Annotated in this window: 21 protein-coding genes; 8 read left to right on the top strand and 13 right to left on the bottom strand. The window is 71.7% G+C overall.

Annotated features, from left to right (window positions below):
• Window positions 1-62: 62 nt before the first annotated feature.
• Entirely contained in the window at window positions 63-1,013 is a 951-nt protein-coding gene (locus tag ACFY6U_RS24460; protein WP_390041410.1) for a LysR family transcriptional regulator, read from the top strand.
• A gap of 60 nt (window positions 1,014-1,073) precedes the next feature.
• Entirely contained in the window at window positions 1,074-2,486 is a 1,413-nt protein-coding gene (locus ACFY6U_RS24455) for an amino acid permease (RefSeq protein WP_390041408.1), read from the top strand.
• Here the strand turns inward: ACFY6U_RS24455 and ACFY6U_RS24450 are convergent.
• Complete coding sequence (locus ACFY6U_RS24450; RefSeq protein WP_390041406.1) at window positions 2,483-3,298, bottom strand: alpha/beta fold hydrolase; 816 nt, start codon at window positions 3,296-3,298, stop codon at window positions 2,483-2,485. The two genes, ACFY6U_RS24455 and ACFY6U_RS24450, sit on opposite strands and share 4 nt — an antisense overlap.
• 98 nt (window positions 3,299-3,396) lie before the next feature.
• Between ACFY6U_RS24450 and ACFY6U_RS24445 the strand changes: the two genes are divergently transcribed.
• Window positions 3,397-3,870 carry a MarR family transcriptional regulator gene (locus ACFY6U_RS24445; protein ID WP_351493759.1) on the top strand — a complete coding sequence of 158 codons (474 nt, stop codon included), beginning with the start codon at window positions 3,397-3,399 and terminating at the stop codon, window positions 3,868-3,870.
• A gap of 6 nt (window positions 3,871-3,876) precedes the next feature.
• Here the strand turns inward: ACFY6U_RS24445 and ACFY6U_RS24440 are convergent, their stop codons facing one another.
• Complete coding sequence (locus tag ACFY6U_RS24440) at window positions 3,877-5,025, bottom strand: CapA family protein (RefSeq protein ID WP_390041404.1); 1,149 nt, start codon at window positions 5,023-5,025, stop codon at window positions 3,877-3,879.
• 221 nt (window positions 5,026-5,246) lie between these two features.
• Between ACFY6U_RS24440 and ACFY6U_RS24435 the strand changes: the two genes are divergently transcribed.
• The 3 genes from ACFY6U_RS24435 (at window position 5,247) to ACFY6U_RS24425 (ending at window position 7,261) form a co-directional block, all read left to right on the top strand.
• Complete coding sequence (locus tag ACFY6U_RS24435; RefSeq protein WP_390041402.1) at window positions 5,247-5,795, top strand: sigma-70 family RNA polymerase sigma factor; 549 nt, start codon at window positions 5,247-5,249, stop codon at window positions 5,793-5,795.
• Window positions 5,796-5,939: 144 nt separating this feature from the next.
• Complete coding sequence (locus ACFY6U_RS24430) at window positions 5,940-6,455, top strand: hypothetical protein (RefSeq protein ID WP_390041400.1); 516 nt, start codon at window positions 5,940-5,942, stop codon at window positions 6,453-6,455.
• Between the two features lie 149 nt (window positions 6,456-6,604).
• Window positions 6,605-7,261, top strand: a complete 657-nt coding sequence (locus tag ACFY6U_RS24425) for a zf-HC2 domain-containing protein (protein ID WP_390041398.1) — start codon at window positions 6,605-6,607, stop codon at window positions 7,259-7,261.
• A gap of 7 nt (window positions 7,262-7,268) precedes the next feature.
• Here ACFY6U_RS24425 and ACFY6U_RS24420 read toward each other — a convergent pair whose 3' ends face one another.
• Together ACFY6U_RS24420 and ACFY6U_RS24415 are read right to left on the bottom strand one after the other, a co-directional pair.
• The gene (locus tag ACFY6U_RS24420; RefSeq protein WP_390041396.1) at window positions 7,269-8,132 is read right to left on the bottom strand and encodes an Fpg/Nei family DNA glycosylase; all 864 of its coding nucleotides are present in this window, start codon (window positions 8,130-8,132) and stop codon (window positions 7,269-7,271) included.
• Between the two features lie 157 nt (window positions 8,133-8,289).
• Window positions 8,290-10,389, bottom strand: a complete 2,100-nt coding sequence (locus ACFY6U_RS24415) for a SpoIIE family protein phosphatase (RefSeq protein ID WP_390041394.1) — start codon at window positions 10,387-10,389, stop codon at window positions 8,290-8,292.
• A 157-nt stretch (window positions 10,390-10,546) separates the two neighbouring features.
• Here ACFY6U_RS24415 and ACFY6U_RS24410 point away from each other — a divergent pair, with 157 nt between their 5' ends.
• The gene (locus ACFY6U_RS24410; RefSeq protein WP_390041392.1) at window positions 10,547-11,968 is read left to right on the top strand and encodes a lipase maturation factor family protein; all 1,422 of its coding nucleotides are present in this window, start codon (window positions 10,547-10,549) and stop codon (window positions 11,966-11,968) included.
• Here the strand turns inward: ACFY6U_RS24410 and ACFY6U_RS24405 are convergent.
• From ACFY6U_RS24405 to ACFY6U_RS24370, 8 genes are read right to left on the bottom strand one after another with little or no spacing between them, the layout of a single operon-like run.
• Window positions 11,956-12,786: an amidohydrolase family protein gene (locus ACFY6U_RS24405; protein WP_390041390.1), complete on the bottom strand. Its 831-nt coding sequence runs from the start codon at window positions 12,784-12,786 to the stop codon at window positions 11,956-11,958. The two genes, ACFY6U_RS24410 and ACFY6U_RS24405, sit on opposite strands and share 13 nt — an antisense overlap.
• Window positions 12,783-13,097, bottom strand: coding sequence for an L-rhamnose mutarotase (locus ACFY6U_RS24400; RefSeq protein WP_351493777.1), 315 nt, complete (start codon window positions 13,095-13,097; stop codon window positions 12,783-12,785). Before ACFY6U_RS24400 ends, ACFY6U_RS24405 begins: the two co-directional genes overlap by 4 nt.
• Window positions 13,094-14,080: an aldo/keto reductase gene (locus ACFY6U_RS24395; protein WP_390041388.1), complete on the bottom strand. Its 987-nt coding sequence runs from the start codon at window positions 14,078-14,080 to the stop codon at window positions 13,094-13,096. Before ACFY6U_RS24395 ends, ACFY6U_RS24400 begins: the two co-directional genes overlap by 4 nt.
• A complete protein-coding gene (locus ACFY6U_RS24390) occupies window positions 14,077-14,832 on the bottom strand; it encodes an SDR family NAD(P)-dependent oxidoreductase (protein WP_390041387.1) in 756 nt (251 codons plus the stop codon). The genes ACFY6U_RS24395 and ACFY6U_RS24390 overlap by 4 nt, the downstream gene beginning before the upstream one ends.
• Window positions 14,829-16,169, bottom strand: coding sequence for an L-fuconate dehydratase (locus tag ACFY6U_RS24385; RefSeq protein WP_390041385.1), 1,341 nt, complete (start codon window positions 16,167-16,169; stop codon window positions 14,829-14,831). The genes ACFY6U_RS24390 and ACFY6U_RS24385 overlap by 4 nt, the downstream gene beginning before the upstream one ends.
• A 41-nt stretch (window positions 16,170-16,210) precedes the next feature.
• Window positions 16,211-17,236, bottom strand: coding sequence for an ABC transporter permease (locus ACFY6U_RS24380; RefSeq protein ID WP_390041383.1), 1,026 nt, complete (start codon window positions 17,234-17,236; stop codon window positions 16,211-16,213).
• A complete protein-coding gene (locus tag ACFY6U_RS24375; RefSeq protein WP_390041381.1) occupies window positions 17,229-18,743 on the bottom strand; it encodes a sugar ABC transporter ATP-binding protein in 1,515 nt (504 codons plus the stop codon). Before ACFY6U_RS24375 ends, ACFY6U_RS24380 begins: the two co-directional genes overlap by 8 nt.
• Window positions 18,740-19,810, bottom strand: coding sequence for a sugar ABC transporter substrate-binding protein (locus ACFY6U_RS24370; RefSeq protein ID WP_390041379.1), 1,071 nt, complete (start codon window positions 19,808-19,810; stop codon window positions 18,740-18,742). The genes ACFY6U_RS24375 and ACFY6U_RS24370 overlap by 4 nt, the downstream gene beginning before the upstream one ends.
• A 164-nt stretch (window positions 19,811-19,974) precedes the next feature.
• Between ACFY6U_RS24370 and ACFY6U_RS24365 the strand changes: the two genes are divergently transcribed.
• Window positions 19,975-20,676 (top strand): FadR/GntR family transcriptional regulator, encoded by a 702-nt coding sequence (locus tag ACFY6U_RS24365; protein ID WP_390041377.1) that lies wholly within the window; start codon window positions 19,975-19,977, stop codon window positions 20,674-20,676.
• Between the two features lie 191 nt (window positions 20,677-20,867).
• Here ACFY6U_RS24365 and ACFY6U_RS24360 read toward each other — a convergent pair whose 3' ends face one another.
• Complete coding sequence (locus tag ACFY6U_RS24360; protein WP_390041375.1) at window positions 20,868-23,876, bottom strand: alpha-mannosidase; 3,009 nt, start codon at window positions 23,874-23,876, stop codon at window positions 20,868-20,870.
• Window positions 23,877-23,902: the final 26 nt, after the last annotated feature.

Genomic DNA, 23,902 nt, shown 5'->3' with positions numbered 1-23,902 from the left:
TGGCCGTCGGATCAAACAACTTCCAGGTCTGCCGCCACAACCATCGGTTGTACGGTGTGGAGGTGGACCTCACCGCCGTGCGCACCTTCGTCGCCGTGGCCGACTCCGGGCAGTTCCAGGAGGCCGCGGCCGTGCTGGGGGTCACCCAGCAGGCCGTGTCCAAGCGGATCGCGGCGCTGGAGAAGGAGCTGGGCGTGCGGCTGTTCACCCGGACGGCCCGGGGCGCCGAGCCGACCGTCGACGGCCGGGCCTTCCTGCCGCCCGCCCGCGAGCTGCTGCTGGCGGAGGAGCGGGCGGCCGCCTCGGTACGGCGGGGCCGGCGCCCCCTGCGGGTGGACGTGGTCGGCGCCCGGCTCGCCCCGGCGGCGCTGCTGCGCGCCTTCCACGAGGCGCACCCCGGCCTCGCCCTGGACGTCGTCACCCTCTTCGACGTGGAGTCGGCCCTCACCGCCCTGCGCTCCGGTGCGATCGACGCGTCCTTCCGGGCGGTCGCCATGCCGGGCCGTCCGGTGCCGAGGGGCATCGAGGCGGCCCGGGTGTACGACGAGCCCGTCCAGCTCCTCACCGGCCCGGAACACGCCCTGGCCGGCCGCGCCTCGGTCGCGCCGGCGGAGCTCGCCGGGCACCGGATCTGGATCCCGGGGATCGTGGAGGGCACCGAGTGGGCCGCGTACTACGCCTCGCTCGCCGCCGAGTTCGGACTCGCCATCGACTCCTCCGGCCCCAACTTCTCCGGGGCGCTGCAGGACGCGCTCGCGGGCTCCGGCACCCTGGCGACCCTCGTCAGCGAGCAGACCCGGCTGGTCTGGCCGGACAGCCACGACCTGCGCCGGATCCCGCTCGTCGATCCGACCCCCCTCTATCCCCACTCGCTGCTCTGGGCCACCGCCAACCCGCACCCGGCGCTCCCCGCCCTGCGCAGCCATCTCGTCGAGGCCCGCCCGCCGCGCACCGCCGCCCGGACCTGGACGCCCGGCTGGGCCGAGAGCGTGCGTGGCGTCTTCCGTCCTTGACGCCCCTGCGCCATCATGATCGGCCGTCAGCCGTTCGCGATCGGCGAAGAGGTGAGGCACATGGCCAAGCTCCGTATGGGTGAAGGCATTCTCCGTCGCAAACCCATCGAACACATCGAGGAGACGGAGGTCACCGAGGGCGCCCGGCTCGACAGATCGCTCGGTCTGGTGCAGCTCACCGCGATCGGCGTGGGCGGCATCATCGGCGCGGGCATCTTCACCCTGGCCGGCACGGTCGCCAACGAGACGGCCGGGCCCGCCGTCCTGGTCTCGTTCCTCATCGCCGGTGTGGCGAGCGCCTGCGCCGCGCTGTCGTACGCCGAGTTCGCCGGGCTGATCCCGAAGGCGGGGTCGGCCTACACGTACGGCTATGCGGTGCTCGGCGAGTTCGCCGGCTGGTTCATCGGCTGGGACCTGCTGCTGGAGTACACGGCGATCGTGGCGGTGGTCGCGATCGGCATCTCGGGCTACTTCAGCTTCCTGGTCGAGGAGATGGGCGCGAACCTGCCGCACTGGATGCTCGGCGCGCCGGGCACGGGCGACGGCCACCGGGTCGACCTGTTCGCCGCCCTGCTCTGTCTCCTCATCGCCTACCTGCTCAACCTCGGCATCCGCAGCGCGGCCCGCTTCGAGACCTTCGTCGTGGTGCTCAAGGTCCTGGTGGTGCTGCTGGTGATCGCCGTCGGCGTGTTCCACATCGACGCGTCGAACTACCACCCCTTCTTCCCGTTCGGCATCAGCGGCGCGTTCACCGGCGCGGCGACCGTGTTCTTCGCGGTCTTCGGGTACGACGCGATGTCGACGGCGGCCGAGGAGTCGAAGGACGCCCAGCGGCACATGCCGAAGGCGATCATCTACTCGCTGGCGATCTCGATGGTGCTCTACGTGGCGGCCTGCCTGGTCCTCACGGGCATGCAGAACTACAAGGACATCGACCCGGAGAGCGGCTTCTCGACGGCGTTCAAGTCGGTGGGGCTGAGCGGCCTGGCGGACGTGATCGCGGTGGGCGCGATCATCGGCATCCTCACGGTGATGTTCACGTTCATGCTGGGCGTGACCCGGGTGTGGTTCTCGATGTCCCGGGACGGGCTGCTGCCGAGCTGGTTCGCGAAGACGCACCCGACGCGGCACGTCCCGACCCGGGTGACCTGGATCGTGGGGGCGGCCTCGGCGCTGCTCGCCGGGTTCGTGCCGATCGGCGAGGCGGCCGAACTCACCAACATCGGCATCCTGCTGGCGTTCGTGGTGGTGTGCACGGCGGTCGTCGTGCTGCGCTACCGGCAGCCGGAGCTGCCGCGCACCTTCCGTACGCCGTGGATGCCGTTCGTGCCGGCGCTGGGTGTCGTCTTCTCGATCTGGCTGATCACGTTCCTGAAGTGGCAGACCTGGGTGCGGTTCGCGGTCTGGTTCGTGATCGGGTGCGTGATCTACTTCGGCTACTCGTACAAGAGGTCGCGGCTGGCGGGGCGTTAGAGCGCGCGGAGGAAGCCGAGCAGGAGGGTGTTGAACTCCTCGGGCCGCTCCAGGTTCGGGTAGTGGTCCGTGCCCTCGACGATCTCGGCGCGGCCGTTCGGGACCTCGCGGGCGAGGCGCTCGGCGGCGGCGAGCAGGTCGGCGGGTTCCAGGCTGCCGTTGATCGTGAGCACCGGGACGTCGATCTTCGGCACCCGTGACCAGGAGTCGGTCACTCGCACCAGCCGGTCGGGCTCGTCGGGCGTGTGTTTCGAGATCGTGTGCAGCGCCAGCTCCCGCAGCCGGCGCGGGATCTCCGGGTCGACGGCGTCGAGAGTGCGGTGCTCGCCCGGTACGACCTTCACGAAGGCGTCGAGCCAGCCCTCGATGTCACCGGCCCCCAGGGTGCGGGCGTACTCGGCCTGGAGCTCCGTGTGCCAGGGGTCCGTGTACCGGAAGTCGCCCGTCACCGCCCCGCAGGTGACCACCGCGCGGACCAGCTCCGGATGTTCCAGCACGGTGTCGGTGGCGATCACCCCGCCCATGGAGACGCCGACGAGCACGGCGGGCCCGGCGTCGAGGTGACGCAGGAGTGCGGCGAGGTCGTCGGCCCAGCGGAACGGCTCGCTCGCGTTGGCGGAGAAGCCGTGCCCGCGCACGTCCGGGGCGATCACCCGGTACCCGGCGGCGAGCGCCGGGATCTGCCGGTGCCAGAAGCGGTGGTCGACGTATCCGGAGTGGAGCAGGACCACCGGGTCGCCGGAGCCGGTGTCGAGGTAGGCGAGGTCGCCGTCGGAGGACGGGAAGAGGCGGACGTCCGCAGCACCATTCATGACAACCAAGGTGTCATCTTCGGGAGAGTTTGACAACTGGGTTGTCATGATGGCTTTGACACCCCGGTTGCCATGACGGTGCGGTGCATGATGGCCGGGTGAACGACATCGACAAGCCCCTCGCCCCCGACGAGCTGGGCGACCGCATCACCGAGGTGTTCGATCTGATCGGGCCGCTCTACCGGCGCGCCTTCCGCAAGATCGAGCAGGGCGAGCAGATCGAGGGGGCCTCGGTCGGGGTGCGCTCGGTGCTGGACCTGCTGCGCCGGTACGAGCCCATGACGGTGCCCCAGATGGGCCGGATCATGGCGCTGAGCCGGCAGTTCGTGCAGCGCATGGTGAACGACGCGGTGGCGCGCGGCTGGGCGGAGGTCACCCCCAACCCGGCGCACCAGCGCTCCTCCCTGATCCGGCTCACGGCCGAGGGGCGGGCGACCATCACCGCGGTCCTCGCCCGCGAGCACGCCCTGAACCGACAGGTCGGCGGCGACCTGACCGACGCCGAGATCACGGCGTGCGTGCGGGTGCTGAAGCAGCTGCTGAGGACGTTCGACCACGTCGACGTCGAGTGACCGCCGCTACTCCCCCATGACCAGCCCGTCCTTGGCGGCGCCGCGGCTGAGCACGACGTCCCGGATGGCGTCCCGGGCGGCGGTGAAGTCGGCGCCCTGGTCGATGGCCGCGTTGAGGTCGACGACCCGGCCGGCGTCGACGTCGTACAGCTGGGGGATGAACTCGGCCTTGGCGACCTCCCAGCGGCCGCCCGGACCGGCGGGCGGGGTGAAGGTGAAGCGGGCGAGGGTGGACTGGTTGCCGCGCGGATCCTGGCGCCCCTGGCTGTTGTACATCTCGCCGGCCAGCTGGTCGCCGAGGCCGTAGACCACCCAGGTGCCGTTGACCTTCTCGTACGCCTGCGGGATGTGCGCGTGGGTGCCGAGGATCAGGTCGATGTCGGGGCGGCCGCCGGTGCGCGCGGCCGTGAGCCGTTTGGCGAGGTCGAGCTGCTGCTGGTCGGGGGCGTCCGTGCCTGCGGTGCCCCAGTGCACGGAGACCACGACCACGTCGGCGCCGGCCTGCCGGGCGGCGCGGGCGTCGGCGAGGATGCGGTTCTCGTCGAGGAGGCCGACCGCCCAGGGCTGGCCGGGCGGCAGGGAGTTGCCGTTGACGTCGTAGGTGTAGGAGAGCTGGGCCACCCGGGCGCGGCCCGCGTTCATCAGGGTGAGGGTGCCGGCCTCGGCCTGGGTGCGGGCGGTGCCGGAGTGCCTGAGGCCCACCCGGTCCAGGGCGTCGAGGGTGCGCTGGATGCCCGCGGCGCCGTCGTCGAGGGCACGGTCGGAGGCGGTGGAGCAGCCGTCGTAGCCGGTGGCGGAGAGGGCCTCGGCGAGCTGCGGCGGGGAGGTGAGGGCGGTGTGGCCGCCGTCCGTGCCGGTGACCGTCGCCAGGTGGCAGAGCGCCAGGTCGGCATGGGAGACGACGGGTTCGACGCCGGCGAGCATCGGGCGGAAGTCGTAGCCGTTGCCGCCCGCGTCGAAGTTCGCGTGGTCCGTCGCGGATTTCAGCGGCATGACGTCGCCGGAGGCGACGAGGGTGAAGCCGGTGGCGGGCACGGTGGGTGCCGGGTGCGGGGGCGGGGCGGCGCTTTCCTGCCGTACGTGGTTCTGGCATGCGGCCGCGGCGGCGAGCAGGGCGGTCAGGGCCAGGGCCGCCTGGCGTCTGCGATTGATCATCAGGAGTACCCCAGAGTCGCAAGCCTTGTCCGATTTACAGATCAATGGGTACGAAGGTGGAGGCGGCCGCAAACAACTCAGGCGCCCCGATTGACCCATCCGGGTCGGGTAAGGGGTGTGAGGGACCGTTCGTCGCACCGTTCACCGACGCGATCGACCGTCCGCCGCACATCCCTGTGCGCCCCCTGTCCCCCGGCCGGGGCCTGCGATGCCATACGGCCATGACGGCCGGAACCACCCTTCCCCACGGGACGACGACCGCCGAGCACGAGCTCGTCGCGCTCCAGCGCGAGCACGGCCGACCGCTCTTCGCGCTGCTGCTGCGGCTCAGCGACGGGGACCGGCAGCGGGCCGAGGACCTCGTCCAGGAGACCCTCGTACGGGCGTGGCAGCACCCCGAGGCGCTGCGCGCCGACGACTTCGACTCCGTGCTGCCCTGGCTGCTGACGGTCGGCAGGCGGCTCGCCATCGACGCGCGCCGGGCCCGGCAGGCGCGGCCCGCCGAGGTGCACGACGCCGCCCTGGAGAACGCCCGGGCCATCGGCGACCACGCCGAACGCGCCGCCGCGACGCTCGACGTCCGGGAGGCTGTGAAGACTCTCACCCCGGAGCACCGTGAAGTCCTGGTGCTGGTGTATTTCCACGGGGCGAGTGTGGCGGAGGCCGCGGAGACCCTGGGAATTCCACCCGGTACCGTGAAGTCGCGGGCATATTACGCATTGCGCGCCCTGCGCCGGGTTCTGCCCGGTTATGCACCCGGCCTGCGATGAAACCGCAAGCCAGGTCAAACCTCGGTAAAGCGCCTTGCTGAGGACCGTGTTTGAGCAATCAGCTGTCTTCATCCGTGTTCCGCACCGGGAGAGGGACGGACCCGGGGTCGGGGCCACGCGCGCACCGGAGGAAGGCAGGACGGGATGCTGCACAGAGGTCAAGAGAGCACGGACGGGGCCGGGAGCGGGGAACTGGCGGTCCCGATGGCCTGGTTGTACGCCGAGTACATCGCCGACGAGCTGCTGCGCACCGGCGATCTCATGCCACCGACGTCCTTCGAGTTCCGGGCCGGCCGCGACGCGCTGGCGCTGACCATCTTCCTCTCCGACACGGACGGCGAACTGTCGGGCATCCGGGTCGTGTCCCAGTTGGAGACCTGGCTTTCGCTGACGGCGTACGACCAGCCGTGGCAGGACTGGGTCGCGGAACGTATGGCAGTGGTGAACGCCGAGGCCGCCGAGTCGGGCGGGCCGTCACCGGACCTGGATCTGGCCGCCGCCGCCTGGCGCTGGCTGGAGGAGACCGAGCTGCTCGCGCCCGACCTGGACGCGGTTCCGGGCGGCGGTTCGGTGTTCTGCGAGGACGACGGTCCGAAGGTGTGGACCCCCGCCTGGCGGCTCGGTCTGCCGCTGGGGCACCTCGCCATCCATCTTTTTTGATTCAGGACCAATCCGCGGGCCCGGCCGCTCCGAATCCGTTGATTACGATTCTGTACGTGGCTTGAGTGAAACGGCTGCCGACTGCGTACGGGTGGGGGCAAGGAACAACGAGTAACCCCCACTCGCACCCATCGGCACAAGGATTCGGCATGAGGTCCCTGGAAAGGCATCGCGACGTCGGCGCGTACGCGCTCGGCGTGCTGGACGAGGCGGAGGCCTTCCGCTTCGAGGACCATCTCATGGAGTGCCCGAGCTGCACGGCACACGTGACCGAGTTCGGCCCCGCGGCACGGCAGTTGATGCTGTACCGCCGGGCCACGCCGCGCTTCGTGCACCCCATGGCCCAGCCCGGGCCCCGGCTGCTGGACCGGCTGCTCGCCGAGGTCGCGAACCGGCACCGGGCCAAGCGCCGCAAGCTGCTGTACGGTCTCGCCGCCTCGGTGGTGTTCGCGGTCGCCGGCCCCGGCATCGCGGCCTACGTCGGCCACGACGCGGCGCCGGCCGTGCAGGTCACCGCGGCCACCGACGCGCAGTCCGGCATCTGGGCGCAGGTGAGGTCGGAGGACACGGACTCGGGCAGCACGATCGAGCTGCAGGTGAAGGACCCGGACGGGCCGCGCTCCTGCCGCCTGGTCGCCGTCGGCGACGACGGTTCCGAGCAGATCGTCACCACCTGGGCGGAGCGGGACCACGACGGCCGGGTGAGCACCATGACGGGCGGATCCTCGATGCACCCCGACGAGATCGACCGCTACGAGGTGCGCAACGCGGACGGGCAGCGTCTGGTGACCCTGGACCCCCAGTGACCACCCGCTACCTGAGCAGCCGGGACATACGGCGGTCCGCGAGCAGCTTGCCGCCGGTCTGGCAGGTCGGGCAGTACTGCAGCGAGGAGTCGCTGAAGGAGACCTCGCGGACGGTGTCGCCGCAGACCGGGCAGGGCTCGCCGGTCCGGCCGTGGACCCGCAGACCGCTCTTCTTCTCGGCCTTGAGCCGCCCCGCCGCCAGGCCGTGGGAGCGCTCCACCGCCTCGGTGAGGGTGGCGCGCAGCGCCTCGTACAGCCGGTGCGTCTCCTCGGGTGTCAGGGACGCGGCCAGCTTGAAGGGGGACATCCTCGCCGCGTGCAGGATCTCGTCGCTGTAGGCGTTGCCCACCCCGGCGATCAGGCTCTGGTCGCGCAGGGCGCCCTTCAGCTGCCGTCGCTCGTCCGCCAGCAGGGCCGCCAGGCGGTCCTCGCCGAAGTCCGCGGCGAGCGGGTCGGGGCCCAGCCGGGCGATACCGGGGACGTCCTGCGGGTCGCGGACCACGTACACGGCCAGCTTCTTCTGGGTGCCGGCCTCGGTGAGGTCGAAACCCGCCCCCGTCTCCAGGGCCGCCCGCAGCGCCAGCGGGCCCTTCCCCGGGCGCGGCAGCCCGTCCGGCAGCCGGTCCTTCCACTGGAGCCAGCCCGCGCGGGCCAGATGGGTCACGAACCGCAGACCGCGGTCTCCCTCGATGTCCAGGAACTTGCCGTGCCGGTGCACGGCGACGACCTCGCTGCCCTCGAAGGCGCCGACCGGAGGGTCGTACGTCTTCAGGACGCTGATGGCGACCGGCAGCACGCGCACGACCTGGCGGCCGACCAGGTTCTCGGTCAGGAAGTCCCTGAGCGCTTCGACCTCGGGCAGTTCGGGCATGCGTCCAGGGTGCCACCCGGGGCCCGGACTCCGAGTGCCGCATCGGGTCGTCTCGCGGCTGCGGCGCCGTGGGGGCTGGTCGCGCAGTTCCTCCCCCAGCCTTCGGCCGGGGGTACCCCCAGCGCCCCCGAAGGGGCGCTGCCGCTCGGCCAGGTGATCAGGTCCCGTCGTCCTTCTCCGCCATGCGGAACTCGCACCACACCGCCTTGCCGCCGCCGCGGGCCTCCACGCCCCACACGTCGGCCAGCTGGTCGACGAGCAGCAGTCCCCGGCCGGAGACGCCGTCCTCGCCGGCCTCGCGGCGGCGCGGCAGGGCACTGGAGGAGTCCTCGACCTCGACGCGGAGCCGGCGGTCGCTGCCGCCGAGGACCCTGAGGGTGACGATCGCGGAGCCCTCGGTGTGCATCAGCGCGTTGGTGATCAGCTCGTCGGCGACCAGTTCGATCTCGTCGGCGCGGTCCCCGGCGCCCCAGGCGCGGACGGCGGCGCGGACCATGTGCCGGGCCAGGGCGAGCGCCTCGGGGTCGCCGGAGGCCACGTGCTGCTGGAGGCGGCCGACGGCCTGCACCGTGTCGGAGCCTCGGCGGCGCAGCAGGAGCAGGGCCACGTCGTCGTCACCGGCCCGCTCGTCGGCGACCTCGATCAGCCGGTCGGCGAGGTCGCGCACGTCCTCGGGCCCCTTGGCGACCTGCTCGATCAGGGCCCGCATGCCGTCCCCGAGGTCCTTGCCGGGCTGTTCGACGAGCCCGTCGGTGCACAGCAGCAGCGTCTCGCCGGGGTCGAGCTCCAGGGTGGACACCGGGTACTCCAGGCTGTGGAACTCGGCCGACAGGCCGAGCGGCAGCCCGCCCTCGACGGGGACCCGGCGGCAGCTGCTGTCGGCAGCGCGGACCAGGGGGTCGATGTGCCCGGCACGGACCACCTGGACGACGCCCGTGGCCAGGTCGGCCTCGGCGTACAGGCAGGTGGCGAAGCGGTCGGTGTCGAGCTCGTTCAGGAAGACGGAGGCGCGGGCCATCACGGTGGCCGGGGCGTGGCCCTCGGCGGCGTAGGCGCGCAGCACGATACGGAGCTGGCCCATGACGGCCGCCGCGTGCGTGTCGTGGCCCTGGACGTCGCCGATGACCGCGCCGACGCGGCCGCCGGGCAGCGGGATGAGGTCGTACCAGTCGCCGCCGATGTCCCGGCCCAGGGAGCCGCCGGCGGCCGCGGAACGGTAGCGGACGGCGACGTCGGCCCCGCGCACGCTCGGGATGGTGCGCGGCAGCATGGCCTGCTGGAGGCCCTGGGCGAGGTCTTTCTCCTGCTCGAAGAGCATGGCCCGCTGGAGGCTCTGCGCGATGCTGCTGCCGAGGGCGACCAGGACGGCGCGTTCCTCGGTGGAGAAGCCGAGCCGGTCGTTGTAGAGCAGGCCCATGGCGCCGATCGGGCGGGCCTGGGCGATCAGGGGCAGATAGGCGGCCGAGGTGATGTGCAGGTCGGTGATGTGCGGCCACAGGATCGGGTAGCCCTCGGCGAAATCCTCCGGTGACTCGATGAAGCACGGGCTGAGGGTCCGCACCACCTCGCCCATCGGGTACGGCTCGTCTATCCGGGTGATCCGGGTGCCGGGCACGAAGCTGCCGGCCGGCCCCTCGGCGACCAGCCGGATCCGGCCGGCCTCGACCAGGCCCATCACCAGGCTGGTGGCGCCCAGGTTGGGGATGCCGTGGGTGTCCTTGAGGACGTCGATGACCTCCTGGACGCTGCTGGCGTGCGCGAGCGCGGCGGTGACCGCCTGGACGACGCCGGTCTGCCGGCGCAGCGCCTGCCCCTGGGCGTCCCGCAGGTTGCGGGCCTCGCTGTCCTCCAGCTCCTGGGTGGCGTCCCGGACGATCCCGACGACCCGGCGCGGCCGGCCCGTCTCGTCGCGCCGGATGTAGCCCTGGGTGTGGGTCCAGCGCGGCGTGCCGTCGCGGCGCCGGATGCGGAAGTACGTCCCGTAGTTCTCGCTGCCGTCCTTGATGGCCCGGGACACCACCGCGTCCAGCCTGCTGGACTCGGCCGGGGGCACCCGCACGGCGAGGGACTCGGGGCGGCCGTCGTACTCCTCGGGGGTCAGGTCGAACACCTCGTACGCCTGGGTGTCCATGTGGAACAGGCCGGCGTCGAGGTCCCAGTCGAAGGTGCCCATGTGGTTGAGCGCCAGGATCGGGTGGTCCAGATGGGCGGGCCAGTCGTCCGGGAGTGACGGAGCGCTCGCTCCCCGGTCAGCCATGGGGCCACCATGCCAGGGGAACCCCTGACGGGCAATTCCTCCTTTATTGTCTGCTTCACTCGCTCGGGTTACGCAAGCGGGGAGGCGCGGTACACAGGGTGACAGGCCCCGGCCGGTCCCGGGGCCGCACACTGGAGAGAGGCAGGAGCGCACGGCCGTGGACTGGTTCACCGACCCCGGGTACTGGGTGAGCCGGCTGGTCTTCCAGCGGGCTCTGGCCGGCGTGTACCTCGTCGCGTTCCTGGCGGCGGCGCTGCAGTTCCGGGCCCTGCTGGGCGAGCGCGGGATGCTGCCGATCCCGGGGTACGTCGCCCGCGTCCCCTTCCGGCGGGCGCCCAGCCTGTTCCAGCTCCACTACTCGGACCGTTTCTTCGCGGGCTGCGCCTGGGCGGGCTGCGCGGTGTCGGCGGCGCTGCTGGCGGGCGCGGACGGCGAACTCCCGCTGTGGGCCGGGATGGTGCTGTGGCTGATCCCCTGGGCGCTGTACCTCTCGATCGTCAACGTCGGCCAGACCTGGTACGCGTTCGGCTGGGAGTCCCTGCTCCTGGAGACCGGCTTCCTGGCCGTCTTCCTGGGCAACGACGAGGTGGCCCCGCCGGTCGTCGTGCTCTTCCTGCTGCGCTGGATCCTGTTCCGGGTGGAGTTCGGGGCGGGGCTGATCAAGATGCGCGGGGACGCCTGCTGGCGCAAGCTGACCTGCCTGCACTACCACCACGAGACCCAGCCGATGCCAGGGCCGCTGAGCTGGTTCTTCCACCACCTGCCGGGGCCGGTGCACAAGGCGGAGGTGGCCGCGAACCACCTCACCCAGCTCGTCGTCCCCGTCCTGCTGTTCGCCCCGCAGCCGGTCTCGACGGCGGCCGCGTCCCTGATGATCCTCACCCAGCTGTGGCTGGTGGTCTCCGGCAACTTCTCCTGGCTGAACTGGATCACCATCGTGCTGGCCGTGTCCGCCCTCCGGCTGCCCACGGACCGCACCACCGCGCCGCCCACCCCGCTCTGGTACGAGGTGGTGGTCCTCGCCGTGGCCGCGCTGCTCGTCTTCCTGAGCTACCACCCGGTGGTGAACATGGTCTCCCGCCGCCAGGTCATGAACCGCTCCTTCGACCCGCTCCACCTGGTCAACACCTACGGCGCGTTCGGCAGCGTCAGCCGGATCCGCTACGAGGTGGTGGTCGAGGGCACGCTGGACGGCACCCCGCGCGAGGAATCGGACTGGCGGGAGTACGAGTTCAGGGGCAAGCCGGGCGATCCCCGGCACTGGCCGCGCCAGTTCGCGCCCTACCACCTCCGCCTGGACTGGCTGATGTGGTTCGCCGCCCTCTCCCCCGCGTACGCCGGGGACTGGTTCGGCGGTCTGGTGGAGCGCCTCCTGGAGAACGACCGCGACACGCTGCGGCTGCTGCGCCGCTCCCCCTTCCCGCCCGACCAGCCCCCGCGCTTCGTCCGCGCCCGCCTCTTCCGCTACCGCTACACCAGCTGGCGGGAGCTTCGGGAGACGGGCGCGTGCTGGGAACGGACGTATGTGCGGGAGTTCCTGCCGCCGACGCGGCTGGCCGGGGCCGCTCAGAGGCCGTAGACGCGGGTCGCGGTGGTCTCGAAGACGGCGGTGCGGTCGGCGGGGGCGATCACTTGCGTGGCCGCGTCGAAGACCTCGCCGTAGGTCCCGGCCAGGACGCACACCGGCCAGTCCGAGCCGAACATCAGGCGGTCGGGGCCGAAGGCGTCCAGCACCGTCTCGGCGTACGGGCGCAGGTCGTCGACGGTCCAGGAGGCGGGGTCGGCCTCCGTGACCATGCCGGAGAGCTTGCAGACGGTGTTGGGCAGGGCGGCGAGGGCGCGGACGGCGGTGGCCCAGGGTTCGAGGGTGCCGGACGCGATGGGGGGCTTGCCCAGGTGGTCGAGGACGAAGGTGAGCCGGGGATGGGACCCGGCGGCCTCGGCTGCGGCCGGGAGCTGGTGGGCCCGGACGACGAGGTCGTAGACCAGGCCCGCGTCCGCGACCGCGGTCAGGCCCCGGCTGACGTCCGGGCGCAGCAGCCACTCCGGGTCGGGTTCGCCCTGGACCTGGTGGCGGATGCCCTTCAGGTAGGTGCCGCCGGGGAGTGCGCGCAGGCGGGCGAGTTCCTCGGCGACGTCCGGGCGGGTCAGGTCGGTCCAGCCGACGACTCCGGCGATCAGGTCGTGGGCGGCGGCGAGGGCGAGGAACTCGGGGGTCTCCTCGGGGACGGTGACCGTCTGGACGAGGACGGTGCGGGTGACCCCGGCCGCCGCCGTCTCGGGCTGGAGGTCCTCGACGGTGAAGTTCCGTCTGAGCGGCTGGAGTCCGGGCCCGGTGATCCAGTCCTGGTCCCGTACCGAGAGGTCCCAGACGTGGTGGTGGGCGTCGACCGTCATGGCAGCTCCCACACGACGGGCAGGCCGGCCTCCGAGCCCGCCTCGGTGTAGTCGTGGACGACGTCGAGCAGCTCGGCCATCCGGGCCTGCCAGGCCACGTTGACCGGGAGTTTCTCCAGCTCGGCGAGGAGGCGGCCGTAGTCGGCGCAGTCCAGGACGTGGAAGAGGTCGGTGCCGCTGCGCCAGATGGTCCAGGAGGTGGCCCCGGCGGCGCGGATGGCGTCGGTGAGTTCGGCGGGGACCTCGCGGTGGGCGGCTTCGTACTCGGCGATGCGGTCCGCGCGGACCCTGGTGTGCAACGCCACTCTCATGACGGGTCCTCCGTGGGTACGGGGGCGTCGGCGGGGAGCAGGCCGGTGGCGTGCAGCTCCTGCCAGAAGGCGGCGGGGACATGCGTGGCGAACTGCTCCGCCCCGTCCGCGATCTCCGCCGCCGAGCGGGCCCCGACCAGGACGCTCGCCACGGCGGGGTGCGCCGCGCAGAAGGCGAGCGCGGCGGCGCGCAGGGTCGTCCCGTGCTCTTCCGCGAGCGCCTTGAGGCGCAGGGCGCGGGACAGCAGTTCGTTGGAGACCTGGGCGTAGTCGTAGGTGGCGTCGGGTTTCGGGTCGGCCAGCAGACCGGAGTTGAAGGCCCCGCCGATCACCACGGAGGTGCCGCGTTCGGCGGCGGCCGGGAGCAGGTCGGTGAGGGCGCTCTGGTCGAGGAGGGTGTAGCGGCCCGCGCACAGCACCACGTCGACGTCGGTGTCGCGGACGAACCGGGTGAGCATGGCCGTCTGGTTCATGCCGGCCCCGATCGCGCCCACGATCCCCTCGGCGCGGAGCTTCTCCAGGGCCGGGTAGCCCTCCCGGAAGGCCTGTTCGGCGTGGTCGTCGGGGTCGTGCAGGTAGACGACGTCGACCCGGTCGAGGCCGAGCCGCTCCAGGCTGGCCTCCAGGGTGCGGCGGATGCCGTCGGCGGAGAAGTCCCAGACCCGGCGCAGGGTGTCGGGCACGGCGAAACCGTGGGCGAGGTCGTCGCCGTCGCCGGGCCCCGGCTCCAGCCGGCGGCCGACCTTGGTGGAGAGGGTGTACGCGTCCCGGTCGTACTGTCGCAGGGCGTCGCCCAGCCGCCGCTCCGACAGCCCGAGGCCGTAGTGCGGGGCGGTGTCGAAGTAGCGGATGCCCCGCTGCCAGGCGGCGGTGACGGTGTCGTACGCCTGCTGGTCGGGGAGTTCGGTGTACAGGTTGCCGATCACGGCGGCGCCGAGGCCGAGCGGGGTGACCCGGACGCCGCTGCTGCCGAGGGTGTTCACTGGCCCACCGGCCGCAGCCTCAGGCCCTGCATGCCGCCGTCGACGGCGAGGGAGGTGCCGGTGGTGGCGCCGGAGAGGGGGCTCGCCAGGTAGGCGATGGCACCGGCGACCTCGGCGGCGGAGACCAGGCGCCCGGCGGGCTGGCGGGCCTCCAGGGCGGCGCGCTCGGCGGCCGGGTCGGGGGCGTTGTCCAGCAGGCGGCCGATCCACGGGGTGTCGGCCGTGCCGGGGTTGACGCAGTTGACGCGGACGCCCTCGCGGAGGTGGTCGGCGGCCATGGCGAGCGTCAGGGAGTACACGGCGCCCTTGGTGGCGCTGTACAGGGCGCGTTGCGGCAGGCCCGCGGTGGCGGCGATGGAGCAGGTGTTGACGATCGCCGCGTGCGCGGAGCGGCGCAGGTGCGGGAGGGCGGCGCGGGCGGCGCGGACCATGCCGAGGACGTTGACGTCGAAGACGCGGCGCCACTCGTCGTCGTCGTTGTCCTCGACCGTGCCCTGGGCGCCGATGCCGGCGTTGTTGACGAGGACGTCGAGGCCGCCCAGTGCTTCCGCGGCGCTCGCCACGGCCGTCCGCACGGAGGCGTCGTCGGTGACGTCGGCCCGGAAGCCGAGCAGCGGCTTGTCGACGGCGGACGGGTCGAGGTCGAGGACGGCGACCTGGGCGCCGCGCTCGGCGAGCAGCTCGGCGGTGGCCCGCCCGATCCCGGAGGCGCCGCCGGTGACCAGGGCCCTCAGGCCCTCGAAGTCGGTCATGCCGCCTGTCCCTTCTGCGTTTCGGGGTCGGCGGCCCAGAAGGTGCCGCCGGGGTAGGTGTACTCCGCGACGGACTCCGGCCTGATGGCGGCGGAGAAGCCCGGTGCGGTGGGTGCCACGTAATGACCTTCGTGGATGACCACCGGATCGAGGAAGTGGTCGTGCAGATGGTCGACGTACTCGATGACCCGGTCCTCGGTGGTGCCGGAGACGGCCACGTAGTCGAACATCGAGAGGTGCTGGACGAGTTCGCACAGCCCGACCCCGCCCGCGTGCGGGCAGACCGGGACGCCGAACTTGGCGGCGAGCAGCAGGATGGCGAGGTTCTCGTTGACGCCGGCGACCCGGGCCGCGTCGATCTGGACGACGTCGAGGGCGCCGGCCTGGAGCAGCTGCTTGAAGACGATCCGGTTCTGGACGTGTTCGCCGGTGGCGACCTTCACCGGGGCGACCGCCCGGCGGATCGCCGCGTGGCCGAGGATGTCGTCGGGGCTGGTGGGCTCCTCGATCCAGTACGGGTCGAACTCGGCGAGGGCCTGGGTCCAGCGGATCGCCTCGTCGACGTTCCAGCGCTGGTTGGCGTCGATGGCCATGCGGATGTCCGGGCCGACGACCTGGCGGGCGACCCGGCAGCGCCGGATGTCGTCCGCCAGGTCGGCACCGACCTTCAGCTTGATCTGCCGGAAGCCGTCGGCGACCGCCTGGGCGGCGAGCCGGGTGAGCTTCTCGTCGTCGTAGCCGAGCCAGCCCGCGGAGGTGGTGTAGGCGGGGAAGCCGCGCTCGAGGAGGCGGGTCCGCCGCTCCCCGGCGCCTTCCCGGCCCCGGTGGAGGATGGCCAGGGCCTCCTCCGGGGTGAGGGCGTCGGTGAGGTAGCGGAAGTCGATCTGGCGGACGATCCACTCGGGCTCGGCGTCGGCGAGCAGCTGCCACAACGGCTTCCCGGCACGCCGGGCGGCGAGGTCCCAGACGGCGTTGGTCACCGCGCCGATCGCCATGTGCATCACGCCCTTCTCGGGGCCGAGCCAGCGCAGCTGGCTGTCGCCGATCAGGTCCCGGTAGAGGGATCCGGGGTCGTCGCAGACCTCGTCGACCGGGCGGCCGAGCACGTGGTTCCGCAGCGCGTCGATCGCGGCGACCTGGACGTCGTTGCCCCGCCCGATGGTGAACGTGAACCCGTACCCCTCGTGCCCGTCGCCGGCGTCGGTGCGCAGCACGACATAGGCCGCCGAGTAGTCGGGGTCCGGGTTCATCGCGTCGGAGCCGTCGAGCTCGCGCGAGGTGGGGAAGCGGATGTCGTGGGTGTCGACCGCGGTGATGCGGGCGGGGCTCGGGGACACGGATTGCCTTTCCGTCGGTAGGAGTTCGGGACGCGGTTCGGTCAGTCCTGGGCCCGTCCCGTGGTGACACGGGCGATCATGAGGGCGACGAGGATGATGCCGCCGTAGATGGCCTGGATCCAGAACGACGGCACCTGCGCCAGGGTGAGCAGGTTCTGCACGACACCCAGAAGGAGTACGCCGGTCAGGGCGCCGAACATGGTGCCCTTGCCGCCGTCCAGGCTGATACCGCCGATCACCGCCGCGGCGAAGACCGTGAAGATCATGTTGTTGCCCTGGTTGGCGCTGATCGCGCCCACGTACCCGGTCTGCATGATCCCGCCGACGGAGGCGAGGACACCGGCCACCACGAACACCCCGAGCATCACCCGGTCGACGCGGATACCGGCGGCGCGGGCCGCGTCGGCGTTGCCGCCGATGGCGTACAGGGCGCGGCCGACGCGGTGGTACTTCAGCACGAGCCCGGTGACCGCGAAGGCGACCGCGGCCAGCCACACCGACATGGGGACGCTGAGGAAGGTGGAGGTGGCCAGGGTGAAGAAGCTGTCGGGCATCCCGAACAGCGTCTTGCCCTTGGTCGCGCCGACCAGCACGCCGCGCAGCACGATCAGCATCGCCAGCGTCACGATGAACGCGTTGAGCTTGAACTTGACGACCAGGATGCCGTTGAAGGCGCCGACGGCCGCGCCGACGACCAGGATCGCCACCATGGCGAGGGCGGCGGGGAACTCGGTGCCCCAGCCGGACTCGGCCGACGGCAGGACGAGGAGGGCGCCGACGGCGGGCGCGATGCCGACGACCGACTCCAGGGAGAGGTCGAACTTGCCGGTGATCAGGACCAGTGACTCGGCGAGCACCACCATCGCGAGGGCGGCGGAGGCGCCGAGGATGGAGATCAGGTTGCGCTCGGTGAGGAACGAGTCGTTGACCACCGCGCCGAGCACCATCAACAGCAACAGGGCCGGGACGAGAGCGAGTTCACGGGCCCGGCGCAGGATGACCGTGCGGGCCGCGCGCGGGTCCGGGGAGCGCACCGGGGTGAGCGGCGGGGCCTTGGTCTCAGCCATGGTCCACTCCTTCGGGCATGGAGTCCACTCCTTCTATGGAGGCGATCAGCTCGTGGTCGTGCCAGCCGGCCGGGTGTTCGGCGACGATCCGGCCGTGGAAGAGGACGAGGACGCGGTCGCAGCGGCGCAGGTCGTCGAGTTCGTCGGAGACGACCAGCACGGCGGTGCCGTCCTCACGGGCGCTGTCCACGCGGGCCAGCAGGGACTCCTTGGACTTCACGTCGACGCCCGCGGTGGGGTTGACCAGGACCAGCAGCCGGGGGTCGGAGGCGAGGGCGCGGGCCATGACGACCTTCTGCGCGTTGCCGCCGGACAGGTCGGAGACGGGCTGGTCGGGGCCCTCGGCGTGGATGTCGAGGCGCTCGATCAGTCCGGTGGCGAAGCCGCGTTTGCGGTCGGTGCCGACGAACCCGCCGCGGCCGAGCCAGTCGAGGACGGTCATGGTGGCGTTGTCACCGATGCTCATGCCGGCCACGAGTCCCTGGTCGTGCCGGTCGCGGGGCACGAAGCCGACGCCGGCCCCGAGCGCGGCCCGCACGTCACCGAACGGCAGCTGTTTCTCCTGCAGTTGTGCGCTCCCGCCGGTCGGGGTGCGCAACCCGGCGATGGTCTCGGCGAGTTCGATCTTGCCGCTGCCGCTGGTGCCGGCCAGGCCGACGACCTCGCCGCTGCGGACGGTGAGATCGATGCCGTCGTACGACTCCGACGTGAGCCCGCTGGTGCTGAGGACGACGGGCGCTCCGGCGGGCACCGCGTCCCGCGGCAGCTGTTCCTGCCCGGTCACCGCCTCCCCCGCCATCGCCTCCACCAGGGCGGCCCTGGGCAGGTCGGCGACGGGGGCGGTGATGATCCAGCGGGCGTCGCGGAGCACGGTGACGGTCTGGCAGACCTCGTACACCTCCTGGAGGTGGTGCGAGATGAACAGGAAGGTCACGCCCGAGTCCTGCAGCGCCCGCATCCGGCTGAACAGCCGCTCGATCTCACGGTTGTCGAGCTGCGCGGTCGGCTCGTCGAGGACGATGAACCGCGCGCCGAAGCTCAGCGCCCGTGCGATCTCCACCATCTGACGGTCCTCGACCTTGAGGTCGGCGGTGCGCGCCTCGGGGTCGACGTGCACGTCCCAGGTGTCGAGGAGCGCGGCCGCCTCGCTGCGCAGCCGGCGCCAGCTGATGAAGCCCCGGCGCAGGGGCTGCCGGTTGATGAAGAGGTTCTCGGCGACCGTCAGCTCCGGTACGACGGTCGGCTTCTGGTAGACGCAGGCCACCTTGCGCCGCCAGGCATCCCGGTCGGCGAGCGCGGGGGCGGGCTCGCCGTCGAAGCGGACCGTGCCCTCGTCCGGGGCCTGGAGGCCGGTGAGGACGTTGACCAGGGTGGACTTGCCGGCGCCGTTGCGGCCGACGAGGGCGTGGGACTCGCCCGGCAGGACGGTGAGCCGGCCGTCGGCGAGGGCGACGGTGGGGCCGTACCGCTTGACGATGTCCCGGGCCTCAACGAGTGGCGTGATCATTTGACCGTGTTGCCCCAGAGCTTCGGGTCGTCCACGTTGTCCTTGGTGACCAGGGGCGCGGGCAGCTGGTCCTCCAGGATCCCGTTCGACAGCTTGACGATCGTGGAGTCGTGGTCGGTCGGACCCGGCTTGAACGTCTTCCCCTCCATCGCCGCCTTGATGTAGTACATGCCGTACTTGGCGTAGGCGTCGGCCGGCTGGGAGACGGTGGCGTCGATCTGGCCCTTGCGGATGGCGTCGAACTCCTGCGGGATGCCGTCGTTGGAGACGATCACTATGTGCCCGCTCTGCCCGGCCGTCTTGAGCATGCCCTTGGACTTCAGGGTCTGCAGGGTCGGGGCGAGGTAGACACCGCCGGCCTGCATGTAGATGCCCTTGATGTCGGGGTTGGCGTTGAGGAGGGTGCCCAGCTGGGAGGCGGCCGTGTCGGACTCCCACTTGGCGGGGATCTCCAGGACCTTGAGCTTCGGGTACTTCTTCTTCACGCAGGACCGGAACGCCTCGGAGCGGTCACGGCCGTTGACCGAGGCCAGGTCGCCCATGATCTGCACGACCTTGCCGCTGGTGACGTGCGCGCCGAGGTACTCGCAGGCCTTCTCGCCGTAGGCGACGTTGTCGGCGCGGACCACCATGGCGACCTTGCCCTTGTCGGGCGCCACGTCCACGGCGACCACCGGCACGCCCTTGCGCTCGGCCTGGTCGAGCCCGGCCTCGATGGCGGCGCTGTCCAGCGGGGCCACGACCAGCCCCTTCACACCCTGGTTCAGCTCGTTGTTGATGTCGGTGATCTGCTGCGAGGGGTCGCTGTTGGAGTTGACCGTCTTCAGCGCGTCCACGCCCTCGGACTTCGCCATCTTGGGCACGTAGTCGTTGTACGACTGCCAGAACGGCGAGGTCAGCAGGGGCAGGATCACCCCGACCTTGCCGGTGCCACCGCCACCGGCGCTGCCGCTGCCGGTGTCCTTGGTGCTGCCGCAGGCGGCGAGCGCGAGCGAGGCTCCGACGGCCACGGCCGTCGCGCCGATGATCCGGGACCTGTTCCGCTTCCTCAGTGTTCTGCCGGGCATCTTGGCAGCTCCTCATCGAGCGTGTTCGAGCAGATGCCCGCATACTTATCAGACCACTCAGCCCTTTCAACACCCCACAGACGCTAATTTCCCGCCCAATGAGCCGTAGTGGTCGGACCACCTCGCTGGTTAGACTTCGGCGCACCGGCGACAGGAGGAGCGGTGTGGACGAGACGGCGCCACAGAAGGGCACGGTGACGCAGCGCGCCATCGAGCGGATCAAGGCGATGATCGCGGAGGGCCGCCTGGAGCCGGGCCAGCGGCTGCCTACAGAACGGGATCTCGCCGCCCAGCTGGGCATGTCCCGCAGTTCCATGCGCGAGGCGATCCGCGCGCTGACGGTCCTGGGCGTGCTGGAGGCCCGGCACGGCTCCGGCATCTACGTCACCCAGCTGGAGGCGGGTGACCTGCTGGAGACGTTCGGCGTGGTCGCCGACCTGTCACGCGGGCCGCGGCTCGTGGAGCTGCTGGAGGTGCGGCGGGTACTGGAGTCGACGGCGACGGCGCTGGCCGCCGCGCGGATCACGGCCGATCAGCTGGCGGAGGTGGAGAATCACCTCACGGCGATGAACGCGACGGACGATCCCGAGGAGATCCTCGCGCACGACCTCGCGTTCCACCGGGTGATCGCGGCGGCCGCGGGGAACGACACGATGGCCGCGATCCTGGAGGGGCTCTCGTCGCGGACGTTCCGGGCGCGGGTGTGGCGGGGGTACGAGGAGGAGGGGGCGTTCGACAGGACGCGGCGGGAGCATGCGGCGATCCACCGCGCCCTCGTCGCCCGGGATCCGGAGGCGGCGAGGGCTGCGGCGGCTGCCCATGTCGGTGAGGTCGAGGAGTGGTTGCGCGCACAGCTCGGCACCTGAGCGGACGCGCCCCGAAGGGGTACGGGGGGCACCCCCCGCCTTCGGCTGGGGGGAACTGCGCGACCAGTCCCCACGCACCCGCAGTCGTCACACCGCATGGAGCGCTCCGCTGGAAGTGCCGCGAAATGCCGTCGGCCGACTGCGGCGCCGTCGTGGCTGGTCGCGCAGTTCCCCGCGCCCCTGACGGGGCTTCAGACTCGCCGGAGTCGCAAAGTCATCAACTCGAAGGGGCGCAGGCGCAGTCCGACACGGTTGCCGACGTGCTCCGGTGCGTCCGGGAGCGGGCGCTCCAAGAGGTCCGTAGCCGTGACGTCCGCGACCTCGAAGCCTGCGGTCAACGAAGCGCGGGCCCTGCCCCCGTGAGCCTCGTGGAAGCGGACCACCACGTCGCCACTGCCGTCGTCGGCCAGTTTCACCGCGGTGATGACGACCGCGTCGTTGTCGACCGTGACCAGCGGAGCGACGTCGTCGGCTCCCGTCACCCGGCGCTCCGGCAGGTTGATCCGCCAGCCCTCCCGGACCGCGTCTCCGATCCCCGCGCCCGGTACCAGTGCGTGCCGGAAGCGGTGGATGCCCTGGTCGGTCTCGGGGTCGGGAAAGCGGGGGGCGCGCAGGAGCGAGGCCCGGACCGTGGTCGTCGTACCCTTGTCGCCGTCCGTGCGGACGCTGCGCGTGACGTCGTGGCCGTACGTCGAGTCGTTGACGATCGCCACGCCCCAGCCCGGCTCCTCCAGGTGGACGAAGCGGTGGTTGCAGGCCTCGAACTTCGCCGCCTCCCACGAGGTGTTGGTGTGGGTCGGGCGGTGGAAGTGACCGAACTGGGTCTCGGACGCGTACCGTTCGGCGTGCACGTCCAGGGGGAAGGCCAGCTTCAGGAACTTCTCCGTCTCGTGCCAGTCGACCTCCGTGTCGATCAGCAGCCGACGCTCCCCCGGTGCCAGCGACAGCACCTGGGTGACCCGGGACGAGCCGAAGGACCGCACGATCCGGACGCCCTCCTCGCCGGCCGTCAGCTCGTCGGTCTGCGTGAGGTCCGTGACCGCGTTGCGGTAGAAGGCGTCGACGTCCCAGGCGTCCCACATGTTCGGGAAGTCCGGGTGGAGCTGGAGGAGATTGGCGGCCGTGCCGGGGGCGATGGTCTCGCGGTCGGCGTCGAGATCGTAGGCGGACACGACGAGGCCGCGGGCGTCGATCTCGATCCGCAGCAGGCCGTTGGCGAGGATGTGTCCGCCCTCGGGCCGGTCCGACACGGTCACCTCGCCGGACGGCTGCTCCTGCGCCGCGCCTCCGGCGGGGACGCCGCCCCGGCCGTGCGGTGCCGCGTTGAACAGCAGCGGCCGGTCGCCCTCCCCCGCCAGGGCCCGCTGGGCCGCGCCGATGATCCGGTCGAGTTCGGTCGCGAGCCGCTGGTAGGTCGCCCTCGCCTCCCGGTGCACCCAGGCGATCGACGAACCCGGCAGGATGTCGTGGAACTGGTGGAGCAGGACCGTCTTCCAGATCCGGTCCAACTCCTCGTACGGGTAGGGGAATCCGGTGCGTACGGCCGCCGTCGCCGCCCACAGTTCGGCCTCGCGCAGGAGGTGTTCGCTGCGCCGGTTGCCCTGCTTGGTCCTCGCCTGGCTGGTGAGGGTGGCGCGGTGCAGTTCCAGGTAGAGCTCGCCCACCCAGACGGGCGGGTCCGGGTATTCGGCCTCGGCCTTGTCGAAGAACTGTTCCGGGGTCTCCCAGACGACCGTCGGCGAGCCCTCCAGGTCCCGGGTCCGGGCCGCCTTGGCGACCATCTCGCGGGTGGTGCCGCCGCCTCCGTCGCCCCACCCGGTGGGTGCGAGGGAGTGCCGGGCGCGGCCCTTGTCCTTGAAGTTGCGGGCCGCGTGGGCGAGTTCGCTGCCCTTCATGGAGCAGTTGTAGGTGTCGACGGGCGGGAAGTGCGTGAAGATCCGGGTGCCGTCGATGCCCTCCCACTGGAAGGTGTGGTGCGGGAACTTGTTCGTCTGGGACCAGGAGATCTTCTGGGTGAGCAGCCGGGTCGAGCCCGCCGCCCTGATGATCTGCGGGAGTCCGGCGGCGAAGCCGAAGGTGTCGGGCAGCCACGCCTCGTCGTTCTCGACGCCGAACTCCTCGAGGAAGAACCGCTTGCCGTGCACGAACTGACGGGCCATCGCCTCCGAGCCCGGCATGTTGGTGTCCGACTCCACCCACATCCCGCCGGCCGGCACGAACCGCCCCTCGGCGACCGCCTTCTTCACCCGCGCCCACACCTCGGGCCGGTGCTCCTTCACCCACGCCCACTGCTGGGCCTGGGACATGGCGAAGACGAAGTCGGGCTCGTCCTCGATGAGGGCGGTCATGTTGGCCGTGGTGCGGGCCACCTTCCGGACCGTCTCGCGCAGCGGCCACAGCCACGCCGAGTCGATGTGCGCGTGCCCCACCGCGCTGATCCGGTGCGCTGAGGGCACGGCGGGGGTGGAGAGGACGTCGGTGAGGCGGGCACGGGCCTGGGCCGCCGTGCCGTTCACGTCCTGGAGGTCGACCGCGTCCAGGGCCCGTTCGACCGCGCGCAGGATCTCGTGGCGGCGCTGCGCGTCGGCCGGCAGCTCGGCCATGAGCTCGCCGAGCACCTCCAGGTCGATGACGAGCTGCCACACGGTCTCGTCGAAGACGGCGAGATCCATCCTGGTGAGCGTGTACTGCGGTTCGTGCCCGGCGGTGTCCTTGTCGCCGAGCCAGGTGGGCCGGAACGGGTGGTAGTCGAGGATGACGGGGTTGGAGGCGGCCTCGACGTGCAGCCGGACCTGTTCGCCGCCCTCGACGGGGGCGCCGACGCGGACCCACTGGTTGCGCGGGTTGAGACCCTTCACCGGGGTGCCGTCGGGGCGGTAGACCAGGCCCTCGCACTGGAAGCCGGGCATGTTCTCGTCGAAGCCGAGGTCGAGCAGGGCCTCCACGGTCCGCCCGGCCCACTCCGCGGGGACGGTTCCGGTCACCCGGAACCAGCTGGTGCCCCACGGAGCACCCCACCGGGCGCCCACCGCGATCGGCTCGGGCTCGGCCGCGAGCCCCTCGTCGACCGGCACGGGCTCGCCGGGCGCGTGCCACACCGCGACGTCGAGCGGCACGGACTCGGGGTACACGGCGGGGCGGATGCGCTCGTCGAGGACGCGCCTCAGGCGGGCTTCGACCAGGCTGCGGTCGTCATGCATGTGGGGTGCTCCGTTTGTTGGTTACC

This window comes from Streptomyces sp. NPDC013157, from assembly GCF_042899865.1.
Lineage (GTDB): Bacteria > Actinomycetota > Actinomycetes > Streptomycetales > Streptomycetaceae > Streptomyces.
Note: the sequence above shows the minus strand (reverse complement) of the source record. Positions and strands in the feature narration are given on the sequence as shown.